The sequence below is a fragment of the Paenibacillus gansuensis genome (assembly GCF_042684925.1).
GTDB classification, from domain to species: domain Bacteria; phylum Bacillota; class Bacilli; order Paenibacillales; family DY6; genus Paenibacillus_N; species Paenibacillus_N gansuensis.
Genome location: NZ_JBHUME010000008.1, coordinates 517612 through 530710, shown reverse-complemented (window position 1 = coordinate 530710; position 13099 = coordinate 517612). Strand labels below are relative to the sequence as shown.

Genomic DNA, 13099 nt, shown 5'->3' with positions numbered 1-13099 from the left:
ATACTAGGATAGCGTTTACCACATTTCACCACATGGAGGAATGCATATGGATTTTCAGAAAGCATACCTGCAGCATATCAAATCACAATTTCAATATTACAAAACGCTTGGCGAAAGGGCCATTCACCAGTTGGAGCCTGAACAGCTGTTTCTTGCAGCAAATGAAGATACGAACAGCATAGCCGCCATTGTGAAACATTTATGGGGGAACATGCTTTCCCGCTGGACCAACTTTCTCACAGAGGACGGCGAGAAATCGTGGCGGAACCGGGATGCCGAATTCGTGAACGACCTTCAGTCTAAAGAAGAGGTAATGGAAAAATGGAACGAAGGATGGGCGGTATTTCTTGGCGCGATCGATTCCATTCGTCCGGAACAGCTCACGGCTACGATATACATACGTAATGAAGGGCACAGCGTATTTGATGCGATCAACCGTCAGCTAGCCCATTATCCTTATCATGTGGGACAAATTGTTTATGCCGCAAAGCTGCTCAAGACCGGCTCATGGGACAGCCTCTCGATCCCGCGGAACAGCTCTCAGTCTTATAACAGCGCTAAATTTGCCCAGGAGCGGAGAACAAAGCATTTTGCCGAGGAAGAATTGAAAAGGCTTGAAAACAGAAGCGAATAACAGATCCCAGGGCTGCTCCGGCGGATGACGTTAGCATCGCTTTATGTTAGGATAGGGGGAAAGGGCGAATTGAAATTAGGAGCGAAATCATATGACTACAGTAGATCAAATTTTATATAAAGCAGCTTCCGGCAGCCGGATTTCCATGGAAGAATGCATCACGTTGTTCGAATCGGACGAAATAGAGAAAATGGGCCACACGGCGAACCTGATCATGCAGAAGCATCATCCGGATCCGATTACTACGTTCGTGGTGGGACGGAATATTAATTATACGAATATATGTGATGTTTACTGCCGTTTTTGCGCATTTTACCGGGCACCCGGCTCCCCTGAGGGATATGTATTGCCGGATGAGACTATTTTTCAAAAGATTCAGGAAACCCTTGATGTAGGCGGAACTGAGATTCTGATGCAGGGGGGAACGAACCCGAATCTGCCTTTCAGCTATTATACAAACTTATTAAGAGAGATCAAAAAGCGTTTCGATATTACGATGCATTCCTTTTCACCGGCCGAGATTATGAAAATGAAAGAAGTTTCGGACGGATTGTCGTTGGAAGAAGTAGTCCATGAGCTGCATAAGGCAGGTCTGGATTCCTTGCCGGGCGGCGGAGCTGAAATTCTGGATGACCGTACACGACGTAAAATCAGCCGCCTGAAAGGCTCATGGAGAGACTGGATGGATGTGATGCAGACTGCTCATAAGCTGGGCATGCACACGACCGGGACTATGGTCATCGGCTTCGGCGAGTCGATGGAAGAACGAGCTCTGCACTTGCTTCGCATTAGGGACGCCCAGGACGAATGCATCGCTAACGGGTATAACACCCCCGGTTTCCTTGCCTTTATCCCTTGGACGTTCCAGCCAGACAATACGAACATGAAAGCGGAGAAGGTGTCGCCTCAGGAATATCTGAAAACATTGGCGATTTCCCGCATCATGCTCGATAACGTTAAGAACTTCCAATCATCCTGGGTCACGATGGGACCGGAAATCGGGAAGATCACCCTATCTTACGGCTGCAATGATTTCGGAAGCACTATGATTGAAGAGAATGTAGTATCCGCAGCCGGCACGACACATAAAGTTAACATTTCATCCACTCTTCAGATTATCCGTGAAGCCGGCAAAATTCCGGCACAAAGAAATACCAAGTATGAAATACTTCGCGTCTACGATGATGAGAACGAAGTGGTGGACCGCGATTTTGTTATGCAGAATTAATCCGGCTTACCTGTATGAAAGCGCCCTTCGGGGCGCTTTTTCTGTTGCCCGGCATTATGCACGCTTTCCAATTCCAATTCCTTCGCCGTATATCTCATTCTTCCGAAACATAAACTTGAATGTGAAGCAAAAGAAAGGAGTGGTTCCATGAAACTGTATACCTTTCGGGTAACGGGCGGATCGGAGGCGCGCATTTCCAGGCTGTATGAAGAGATGGAGCGGGAATTTGCCGGGGTACATAACGATCTGTACGAGCTAGCCATAGAGGAAAGGGAAGGTTCAGCGGCTGCGGTACACTGCAAAATGGCGGCGGAAAAGACGCAGCACGGAGAACGGATGAGCCGTCTGGCCAGCCGTGCGGTCGCTTCTTTCATTTTGGACGGGTATGAGGAGAAGCTGATCCGTAAAATCATCGTCAAAGAGAACGCCTATAAAGCCCGTGATGAGATAGCGAAAATTGAGCACTACACGCTTCATATCCTGAACGAAGACGGGGAAGAGGGGCAGGGCGGTCCAGCCCGCAACAGGCGCCGTAAACAAATAGCGGACAGCCTTCATGCCTATCTGGAGCATCATCAAGATCTCAACATTGACGGCTTCGTCTTTTTCCGGCTGCAGGCTTATGTGGAAGAATTAAGAGAAGTGGTGGAATATGCCATTGATGAGTACTTGATGGAAAAGCAGTACCAGGAATTTATTGCTTTATTGAAGTATTTCGTATACATCCAGGATGCCAAAATCCCGGTGGCGCATTTGATGCACAAGGGCGAGAACGACTTCGTTCTTCTGAACGAGGCGTTGGAGCCGATTGAGACGAGACAGGTGGAAACCTTTGTCGTCGAAATGATCGATAAAGACATCAATTATGAGGACATGATCGTCAGTACGTTAATTACCGTATCTCCTCATAAGGTGTTTATCCACACGAGGGAACCGGAAATGCAGGTCATAAAGACGATTAAGCAGATTTTTGACGACAGGGCCTCGCTCTGTACGCTTTGCAGTTCCTGCATTCCTCATCTGGGAGGACCGCGGCAGGATCAGCTGTCAACATAATAATAACGGGCAATGCTCCGGGCTATAGCCTTTGAACGGATGGTTATATTAATTTTGTCCTCTTGACCTTGCAAGCGGGTTTGCGATAAGATGAACTCTATATTGATGCTATGAACAAAGACATGAATCCCTTGCCCGAACGACCCAGAGAGAGGATGCCCGGCTGAAACTTCCTCATGTATCGGCTTCGGATTTACCCCTTTGCAGCAGTGGTATGGAACTTCCGTTACGCTTAGGCGAATTGCGGAACAGTATATGCCGCCGGATCATTCCCCGTTACCGGATGCTAATGAGGACCGGCCTTCTGCCGGTTGAATTAGGGTGGAACCACGAGAGCACGCACTCGTCCCTTCTTTAAGGGATGTGTGCGTTTTTTGTTATGTCAAATATTATTTAGGAGGATGTCAAAATGTCAGTCAAAATTCAATTTCCGGACGGCGCGGTTAGAGAGTACGCTCCCGGAAGCACAATTGAAGACGTGGCCGGTTCGATCAGTTCCGGACTGCGCAAAAATGCCGTTGCAGGCAAAGTGAACGGAAAGGTAGTCGATCTGTATTATCCTTTACAGGAAGATGCCGCTCTAGAGATTGTCACACTGGACAGCAAAGACGGATTGGAAGTGTACCGTCATAGTACAGCTCACTTAATGGCTCAGGCGATCAAACGGATTTATGGCAATGAAGCCGTGAAACTTGGGATCGGTCCGGTCATTGAGGAGGGGTTCTATTACGATATCGACATCGAGAACCCGCTAAGCTCCGAGGATTTGGAGAAAATCGAGAAAGAAATGGAACGTATCACGAATGAAAATCTTCCGATCCGGCGCCGTGAAGTAAGCCGGGAAGAAGCGTTGGAGATATACACAAAGCTTAATGACAACCTGAAACTGGAACTGATTAACGACCTGCCGGCGGACTCCGTAATTACGATTTACGATCAGGGCGAATTCTTCGATTTGTGCCGCGGGCCGCATTTGCCGTCCACTGGCAAGATCAAAGCTTTCAAGCTTTTAAGCGTAGCTGGGGCTTACTGGCGCGGAGACGCCAAGAATAAGATGCTGCAGCGGATTTACGGAACGGCTTATCCGAAGAAAGCCGATCTGGATGAGCATCTGCGCCTTCTGGAAGAAGCGAAAAAACGCGACCACCGTAAGCTGGGCCGTGAACTGAAGATGTTTACTTTCTCCCGCGAGGTAGGCCAAGGTTTGCCTTTGTGGCTTCCGAACGGAGCTAAGCTGAGAAGAACAATGGAACGCTATATTGTAGACCTGGAAGAACGCCTGGGTTACCAGCACGTTTATACTCCGGTTTTGGCCAACGTGGAACTGTACAAAACTTCCGGACACTGGGAGCATTACAGCGAAGACATGTTCCCGAAAATGGTAATGGATAATGAAGAGCTGGTGCTCCGTCCGATGAACTGCCCGCATCACATGATGGTGTTCAAGAGCGAAATGCGTTCCTACCGCGACCTGCCGGTACGTGTGGCTGAGCTTGGAACGATGCACCGTTACGAGATGTCGGGCGCATTAACAGGCTTGCACCGCGTGCGTGCCATGACCCTGAACGATGCTCATATCTTCTGTCGTCCGGATCAGATCAAGGAAGAATTCGCGCGTGTTGTGAATCTGATTAAACAGGTTTACAGCGATTTCGGCATTACGGATTACCGTTTCCGCCTATCCTACCGCGATCCTCAGGATAAAGAAAAATACTTCCAAAATGACGAGATGTGGGATTTGGCGCAGCGGATGCTGCGTGAAGTAGCGGAAGAGCTCGAGCTGCCTTTCTTCGAAGCGGAAGGGGAAGCGGCGTTCTACGGTCCGAAGCTGGATGTTCAGATCAAGACAGCTCTGGGTAAAGAAGAGACGCTGTCGACCGCGCAAATCGACTTCCTGCTGCCGGAACGTTTTGAACTGGAGTATGTGGGAGAAGACGGGAAGAAGCACCGTCCTGTCGTGATTCACCGCGGCATTATTTCCACTATGGAACGGATGACTGCGTTCCTGCTGGAGAACTTTGCAGGAGCGTTCCCGCTGTGGCTGTCTCCGCTGCAAGCGAAAGTGATTCCGGTTTCCACTGCTTTTGAAGACTATGCACGCAATGTAACAGAACGACTGCAGGCAGCTGGTATCCGCGCCGAAGCGGATTACCGCAACGAAAAGCTCGGCTATAAAATCCGTGAGGCACAGCTGGAAAAAGCTCCTTATATGTTTGTCGTTGGTGAAAATGAAATGAATGCCGGCACGCTTTCCGTCCGGAAGCGCGGCCAAGGCGATTTGGGAGCCCAGTCTATAGAGGAAGTTATCCGGCTGCTGTCTGAGGAAATTTCCAATAAGTCGGTAGAATAGTATAGGAATCAAGCATTTGGATACCCTACACAAGAGTTCATGTTGTGAAAAATTCCGTTCCTGGTGGTTCAACATTGTCATTTTAGGACAATGTGTATACTAGGGGGAGGTATCTGAATGTTTATTGGTTCTTTAAATCGCCCTCGTTGGGCCGTTTCGATCCTGATCGCGGTTCTGGCGGTGGCGGTAATGTTATCCTCTGAAGGCGGCGCAGGCATAATCAACAAAGCCCGCCCTTCGGAAGGCCGGATGAAAGCGGCCGATACAGCTGCGGATCCTCAGTCCGCACAAGCTGTTCAAACTAATCATGAGGCGAAAAGCCTTCAAACTTCGGCTGTACCTGTGCAATTATCTACTGCAAATGCAACCGCATCTGCACAAAAATCTGGTCAACAGCCATCCGTTTCCGCTTGGAAAAAGCGGCAGCCGGCAGCCGTGCCCCGGCAGGCTGTGCTGGAGCGTCCGGTAAGCGCCGAACTGAAAGGGGTAGCTTCTTTACTCCACAAACGGCTTTCTGACCATAAATCGGTGAAAGTTACGGCGACAGGTTATTATGCAGGGGTAGAGTCCACTGGCAAAAGACCCGGGGATAAGGCTTACGGAATTACTTATTCCGGTGTGAAAGTACGCAGAGGCCTGGTTTCCACCATTGCCGCGGACCCTAGAGTCTTTCCGATTGGGACGATTTTGTTTATTCCAGGTTACGGCTATGGTGTCGTGGCGGATACGGGCTCGGCGATCAAAGGCCGCAAGCTGGATTTATATTTTGACACCAAAAGCCAAATTTATAAGTACTGGGGCAAAAAAGATGTACAGGTACGCGTGATCCGAAAAGGGACTGGCAAGTTCTCCGAGCGGATGATGTCGGAGCTGCACAAGATGGTGAGTGCCGAAAGAGTAAAATCACAGGCCCTGTAAATTAGTAAACGCACTGCTCATTCCTGAGCTGGTGCGTTTTTTTTTGCCAGTTCTACAGCGGCATAAAGAAGACGGGACCGAACCATAATAAGATGGCAAGTGAGGGGGCGCCTTCACTCGCCAATACTAAAGGAGGTGAATCACCGATGAAAAACAACAACAACACAAACAAAAACATGAGCAAGTCTTCTTCCATGAATAAATCTTTCCAAAGCTCCAACAACAATGGTTACTCAACTGAGTTTGCTTCGGAAACAACTACGAAGAAGCAGCAAACAGTACAACAACCAAGCCAAAACACAACAAAGTAATCACGCAGGTGATGCACAAATAAAAGGGAAGAGGGACCTCGTGTCCCTCTTTCCTTTTGTATAAACTTCCATTATAATGTGAGAAAAGTTGACATTAAAATACATATATTTCTGGGGGCGTACAGCAGCATGGTTGTCAAGGGGAGATTGAAAAGCAGGATATCGGATTGGTTCAAGGGAACATTCCGCTCGGAAAACACTCAAGAAATGCATAATCCTGTGAGCGGAGACTTACGGGAAGAATCCGTTATTACGTTCATCCGGGAGTCACAGGTAGTGTCCGATCAGCTGAATGCGGCAGTCGAAGAAGTGAATTTGGCCATCGAAGGTTTAACAAGGGTATCAGATCAATCTGCTCACATCGAGGAACAGCTCCGGGACAGAAGTCTTAGCGCGGTCAGCCGCATCAACGAATCGTTCTCAGCCCTTCAGGAGGTTGCTGCGGCGGCCGAGCAGATCAGCGGCACGTCGGCTTATATGAACGAAGAAAGCCAGCATACCCAGACCGTGGTGCTGGAAGTGGTCAAATCATTAAACAATACCCAGACCGTCATGGATCAATTACAGCACTATAACCATTCGATGGACGAACGGATCCGGGAATTATCGGAACATGCATCCAAAATCGAAGAGATAAATATGTTTATTCAAGAGGTTGTATCCCAAACGTCCCTGCTGGCATTGAACGCTTCTATTGAAGCGGCGCATGCCGGGGAATTCGGACGTGGATTTGCGGTCGTGGCACAGCAGATTAAGAAATTGGCCGAACAGAGCAACGAAGCCGTAAAGCGGTCCACCGACATACTTGGATCGATCGAGCAGGGAGTAAAGCAGGTTGTTTCATCGGTCGAACAGGAGAAATTGGCTGTGAACCAAGGAATGGAAGAAATGAGTACGATCCGTAACCGGATGGACGATATCTTTAACCGGATCACTCATGTGAACGCGTTGGTTGGACAGACAAGCGGCTCCAGCAGGCAGCAGTCCGACTTGACGGCAGCCTCTGCGGTCATGCTTAGCGAGGTGGTGGATGCAGTGAACCACACGCTGGAAAGCGTAGACGGTACATTGAAACAACTGGGCATGCAAAGAAATCAGATTCACAAACTGCAGAGGGTCAACCGTAATTTGACCGGTTCCTCCGGCGAATTGATCCGCTCGATTCAGCGCGTAGGGATTTCAGCCCAGTCAGGATCGTTGGAAGTAGATGCCGCGCCATTTAAGGCTTTGTTGCGGAACATTGCAGGACAACCGGAACTCACTACAATGGACGAACAGATTCATGCGTCTATTCTGACGAACAATCTTCAGCAAACAGAAGAAATTGAAGCGATCTGGTCGAACCGCGCAGACGGCTCTTTCCTTTTCTCGCTTCCGGAGGCGGGGCTGTTGAATGCAAAGAACAGGGAATGGTGGAAGAAAGCCATGGAGGGCGAGCTGTTCGTATCGGATGTGTATATTTCGGCCATTACCAAGAGGCCATGCATTACGATGTCCTTGGCCATTCCGGATGCAGACGGATCACCCGCGGTCGTCATCGGCATTGACCTGGCATTAGGCAGGAATTCATAACGTGCATATCTCCGTCTGCAGACGGAGGCCAAGTTCAACCCGCCGACGCTAGTATGTCGGCGGGTTTTCTTTTATGATAGAGATAAGCTAAACGACAGCAGCCGGAGGAATGGACATATGAACGGTACTTTATTTCATAGAATGCTGGCAGGGTTACTCCTGATTGGCATCGGAAGCTTATTTCTACTTCAACAGTTCGGCATGATTCACATGAACGTCGGTGAAATGATCGGCAAGTGCTGGCCTTTATTTTTGATTTATTTTGGAGGATATGGCGCCTACAGCCAGTGGCAAAGCGGACGCAGAATGAGCCAATGGATTTGGAGCCTCATTCCGTTTGTACTCGGGCTTTATTTTCTGGGGCGGAATTTCGGTCTCGTCCAATTTTCAATTGGAGAGCTGTTCCAGATGCTGATTCCGGTATTGCTTATCGTGATCGGTTTGAATATTTTTCTTCGTCCGCAGAAGCAGAACGTATCTTATCATAATCCTTATACACATGAAGGACCGCTTGAGCCCAAAGATGAACTCTCTGAGCATGCGGTTAAGCCGCATCCGGCTGCAGGAACACCCCGTCCGGATATGGGTGCTTCGGGGGAAGAATGGAAGAAGCGCAAAGAAGAGTTGAAGGCGGAGTGGAAGCAGAGGAAGTCAGAGTGGAAGCACAATTGGCATCATCATAACTGGCACCACCAGAGGTCGAAGTCGAGTTTTATAGGCGATGTTTATCTGGGCCATGATTTTTGGGAGCTGGAACCGCTGTCGATTTCCCAGTTTATCGGCGATACGGTTCTCGATTTAACCAAAGCGCAAATTCCATACGGTGAAACGCAGGTGAACATTTCTTCCTTCATTGGGGATGTGAAAGTGCTTGTGCCGAATGATATCGAAGTTGGAATCCAAGTACAGACATCCTCTTTCCTGGGGGATACCATCGTGTTAGACAAGAGGCATGGAGGACTGTTCAAGAATACAAGCGCTGAAACGCCAAGCTTTACGGAAGCCGAGAAGAAGGTACGCCTGGTTACTTCCACATTTATCGGCGACGTGAATGTTGTAAGGGTAGGTTGACGATGGGCGGATGGCGGAATAATGTAAAATGGCAAATGCTTTCTTACTTTCTGTGCACTACGGTGTTGATAGCAGCCGCTACCTTTTTCGGGAGCTTCTACTTCGGTGAGAGGCTCTCGAGAGGGTATTTCTGGCTTTCTTTTATAGGCCTGCTGCTGGCGATCGGACTCATCATCGGTTATATAGCGGCGCAAACGATTCAACGGAAACTAAATGTGCTGCAGCTATCCCTTTTTCAGATGGCCAAAGGCAATTTCACCACCCGGGTCGCCTACAGCGAGTCGGATTCTTTTCATCAGATCTACCGGGATTTCAATGAAATGGCGGAATCGGTCGAAGCTAAGGTCAAAATGCTGCAAACCCTAGGTGAAGAAAGCGTGATGCAAAACGCCGACATTACAGAGGACGCGGTTTTGGAAGAGCGTAAGCGCTTGGCCCGGGACCTTCACGACACGGTATCCCAGCAGTTGTTCGCCATTCATATGTCGGCATCTTCACTGCCCAAAATTCTGCAGAAAAACGAGGAACAAGGAAATCAAGTGCTGGAACAGCTTATCCAGATGTCCCACCATACCCAGCTGCAAATGCGATCGTTAATCGCCCAGCTTCGCCCGTTGGAACTGGATGGAAGAAGCCTGCAGTCCGCACTGGAGAAGTGGTTTCCGGATTACTGCCGGCAGAACGGCCTTCAAGGGAGCTTGGAATTCCAGCTTGACGGCAGACTGTCGGATGCGAAGGAGCACCAATTCTTTCTTATAGTCCAGGAAGCGATGGCCAATGTAACCAAGCATGCTTCGGCGTCCCATGTGACGTTATCTCTTTATGAAACCGATAATCAATATATACTAAGCGTTCAGGATGACGGTCTTGGTTTTGACCAGACACGGGCCAAACTGAACTCCTACGGCCTATCCACGATGCGGGAAAGAGCAGAGAAGCTCGGCGGCAGCATGGAAGTGCTCAGCAAGGCAGGGGCAGGTACGCGGGTGAAGGCGGCTATTCCTAAATTTATTGGCAAACGGGGGAAAGAATCCAATGAATCAAGACCGTGACCTGGCCATTATGATCGTCGACGATCATGAGATGGTGCGGATGGGACTAAAAACATATTTAATGCTTGAGGACGGCATGAACGTGGTGGCTGAAGCAGGCAACGGGATGCAGGCGCTTGCTATGCTGGAAGCGGGAATCGAAGGGGGAGTCCCCGACCTTGCTCTTGTAGATCTAATGATGCCGGAAATGGACGGTGTGGAAACGACCCGTGCCCTCACGGCAAAGTATCCCGACCTGAAGGTGATTATTTTAACAAGTTTTTTGGATGATGCCAAAGTGGTGGAAGCCATGGAAGCGGGAGCGACAAGTTATGTGTTGAAAACCGTGTCCTCGGAGGAGCTTGTATACGTGATCCAGGGCGCATTCCGAGGTATGCCCGTAATGAACGCGGAAGTATCGCAGGCGTTAACCAGAGGCCTCCGGCAGAGGACGGCCAAAGAGGATACCGAAGGCCTGACCGACAGGGAGAAGGAAGTTCTCCTGCTGATTGCGGACGGCAAGTCCAATAAAGAAATATCCGAAGAGCTGCATATCAGCATCAAAACGGTCAAAACCCATGTCAGCAACCTGCTGATGAAATGCGAGATGGAGGACCGGACGCAGCTTGCCATTTACGCTCACCGCAAAGGCTGGGCCGGCCGATAGCCCGTTTCATAAAAAGGAAAGATTGGGTAAACCCTAGTATCATTCCAAATTATGAGGAGCGTTGCTATGATTACTCTAACTTCCGATATGAACGAGCAGCAAATGGCATACGAGGACGCGGACGCGCTGTTGTCCTCCCACGGCTTTACTTTAGGAGGCAACTGGGACTATAACCAGGGGGAATTCGACTATGCTTTGGACGAGGCTAACAAAGTATGGCTGCGGATTCCTTTCAGCGTTACCAGAGGGACGCTGGATATTGAAGCCGGCGCGAGCGACGCGACCATCCTGCTGGGCAGTCCTTACGTGCTGAAGCATGTGTACAGGGAAAGCGACAATCCGGATCCGGAAGCTCAGCCCAAGATTGTCGGCGCTTTATTTGACCAGTTCCAGAAGCCGGTCGATAAGGATGCGGATGTGGAGCAAAAATGGGTGGACCAGGCCCGGCAGCTGCTTGTCAAGGTGGAGGAAGATTTTAAGGGCGCGTAATGTTTTTATCTTCCTTTCATTCTTTTTTAAGGTTCGTTTAAGGTAGCTCAGGCAATATATGTAGTAGCAAGAGCTGCTGAAACGGTAAAGGTTTCAACCTTTTGAAAATAATGAAGGAGGCAATCACATGGAAAATAATAACCACAACGAAAATCCATATAGACCGGGCTCTGCGGACGGATTCGGCAAGGAGCAGCAAACCGGCGGGCGCGAGCCTGAACGCGATCAGAACACTACTGCCGGCGAACCGACCGAGGAAAGAACTTCATACTATTATTCTTACGGACCTTTCAAGTCTAATGTCAACGGGGAACAGCCCGGCACGCCGGAACCGAGAAAATCTCCGATTTCAGTGACAAGCAGCGAGCACAGTTATCTGCCTGAGCAGCCGGTGCAGCAGGCGGATCAGGATTACAACAATCAATCCCGGTACCTGCAGGCTCCGGTTCGTACATGGGATTACACTACAGTGAAACGGAAGTCCAATTTCAAGGGAATGTTCGCTTCGTTCCTGGCCGGCGCCGTTGTATTGGGAAGCCTAATGGTGGTTTCCGACAAAACAAATATGTTTACAGCCGATCAGGGCGTCTTGACACCGGGCTCTACAGTGAATTCTTCAAACAACGCTGCGCCGCCGGCTTCAGGCAGCGGCAACAGTGCCACCTCGGCGGCACTGGATCTGCAGCGTCCGAATAATATAGCCCAGCTGTATCAGAAGGCAAGCCCGGCTGTCGTGAAGATTGAAACGTTTGAGAAAGCGCAGTCCCGGCAAGGCGGCGGAGGCCTGCTCGACGATCCGTTCTTCCGCCAGTTTTTTGGCGATAACTTCGGCGGAGATGAGGGAAGCGGCAACGGCGGCAACAGTCAGCAGGGAACCGGCGAACTGCAGCCTGCGGGCTTGGGAACCGGATTTATCTTTCAGAAAGACGGTTACATCCTTACGAATCAGCATGTAATCGGTGAAAATCCGTCTGAAATCCAAGTGACTGTGGAAGGCAACAAAGAACCGTTCAAAGCAAAGCTGCTCGGTTCGAGCTTCGACCTTGATTTGGCCGTGCTGAAAATCGAAGGAAATAACTTCCCGACGCTTCCGCTTGGGAAGTCCGATAACATCAGCATCGGCGACTGGGTTGTTGCGATCGGTAACCCTTACGGCTTCGATCATACCGTAACAGTCGGCGTGCTTAGCGCCAAGGAACGCCCGATTTCGATCTCCGACCAGGAAGGGGACCGAAACTACAAGAACCTTCTCCAAACCGACGCCGCTATTAATCCCGGAAACTCCGGCGGTCCGCTGCTGAATCTGGACGGCGAAGTCATCGGCATCAATACGGCAGTCAGCGCTCAGGCGCAGGGCATCGGATTTGCCATCCCGACCAGCACCATTGACAACGTCCTGGAGCAGTTGAAGAACAACAAAGAAATTCCGAAAGAGCCGGCTCCGTTTATCGGTGTGAATCTGTCCGACATTACCAGCAGCATTGCCCAAGAGCTCGGACTGAAGAGCACCAAAGGTTCCATTATTGCAAGCGTGCCTTATAACACACCTGCGTATCAGGCGGATCTTCGGCCTTATGACGTCATCACCGAAGTGGACGGCGTAGCGGTAGATAACAGCGATGCTCTAAAAGGAGAGATTGCGAAGCATAAAGTCGGCGATACCGTGAATTTGACCGTCTTGCGCAATCAGAAAGCAAGCAAAGTGTCCGTTAAAATCGGGGACCGCAACGAATACGAGAAAAGCGCAAACGCACAGCAGCAACAGCAGTAAT

Annotated in this window: 12 protein-coding genes; all 12 read left to right on the top strand. The window is 49.8% G+C overall.

Annotated elements, in window-relative coordinates; all coding sequences use genetic code 11:
• Nucleotides 1-46: 46 nt before the first annotated feature.
• A complete protein-coding gene (locus ACFSUF_RS14685; RefSeq protein WP_377603707.1) occupies nucleotides 47-634 on the top strand; it encodes a DUF1572 family protein in 588 nt (195 codons plus the stop codon).
• A 91-nt stretch (nucleotides 635-725) separates the two neighbouring features.
• A complete protein-coding gene (gene mqnC / locus ACFSUF_RS14680) occupies nucleotides 726-1862 on the top strand; it encodes a cyclic dehypoxanthinyl futalosine synthase (RefSeq protein ID WP_377603706.1) in 1137 nt (378 codons plus the stop codon).
• Between the two features lie 147 nt (nucleotides 1863-2009).
• Complete coding sequence (gene ytxC / locus ACFSUF_RS14675; RefSeq protein WP_377603705.1) at nucleotides 2010-2918, top strand: putative sporulation protein YtxC; 909 nt, start codon at nucleotides 2010-2012, stop codon at nucleotides 2916-2918.
• 409 nt (nucleotides 2919-3327) lie between these two features.
• Nucleotides 3328-5268 carry a threonine--tRNA ligase gene (gene thrS, locus ACFSUF_RS14670; RefSeq protein WP_377603704.1) on the top strand — a complete coding sequence of 647 codons (1941 nt, stop codon included), beginning with the start codon at nucleotides 3328-3330 and terminating at the stop codon, nucleotides 5266-5268.
• Between the two features lie 117 nt (nucleotides 5269-5385).
• Nucleotides 5386-6186 (top strand): 3D domain-containing protein, encoded by an 801-nt coding sequence (locus ACFSUF_RS14665; protein ID WP_377603703.1) that lies wholly within the window; start codon nucleotides 5386-5388, stop codon nucleotides 6184-6186.
• Nucleotides 6187-6332: 146 nt separating this feature from the next.
• Nucleotides 6333-6497, top strand: a complete 165-nt coding sequence (locus tag ACFSUF_RS14660) for a hypothetical protein (protein ID WP_377603702.1) — start codon at nucleotides 6333-6335, stop codon at nucleotides 6495-6497.
• A 129-nt stretch (nucleotides 6498-6626) separates the two neighbouring features.
• Nucleotides 6627-8069, top strand: coding sequence for a methyl-accepting chemotaxis protein (locus ACFSUF_RS14655; protein ID WP_377603701.1), 1443 nt, complete (start codon nucleotides 6627-6629; stop codon nucleotides 8067-8069).
• Between the two features lie 117 nt (nucleotides 8070-8186).
• Nucleotides 8187-9140, top strand: coding sequence for a cell wall-active antibiotics response protein LiaF (gene liaF, locus ACFSUF_RS14650; protein WP_377603699.1), 954 nt, complete (start codon nucleotides 8187-8189; stop codon nucleotides 9138-9140).
• 2 nt (nucleotides 9141-9142) lie between these two features.
• Entirely contained in the window at nucleotides 9143-10192 is a 1050-nt protein-coding gene (locus tag ACFSUF_RS14645) for a histidine kinase (RefSeq protein ID WP_377603698.1), read from the top strand.
• The gene (locus ACFSUF_RS14640; protein WP_377603697.1) at nucleotides 10176-10838 is read left to right on the top strand and encodes a response regulator; all 663 of its coding nucleotides are present in this window, start codon (nucleotides 10176-10178) and stop codon (nucleotides 10836-10838) included. Before ACFSUF_RS14645 ends, ACFSUF_RS14640 begins: the two co-directional genes overlap by 17 nt.
• Nucleotides 10839-10904: 66 nt before the next feature.
• Nucleotides 10905-11327: a YugN family protein gene (locus tag ACFSUF_RS14635; protein WP_377603696.1), complete on the top strand. Its 423-nt coding sequence runs from the start codon at nucleotides 10905-10907 to the stop codon at nucleotides 11325-11327.
• Between the two features lie 127 nt (nucleotides 11328-11454).
• Nucleotides 11455-13098 carry a S1C family serine protease gene (locus tag ACFSUF_RS14630; protein ID WP_377603695.1) on the top strand — a complete coding sequence of 548 codons (1644 nt, stop codon included), beginning with the start codon at nucleotides 11455-11457 and terminating at the stop codon, nucleotides 13096-13098.
• The last annotated feature ends 1 nt before the right edge of the window (nucleotide 13099 follow it).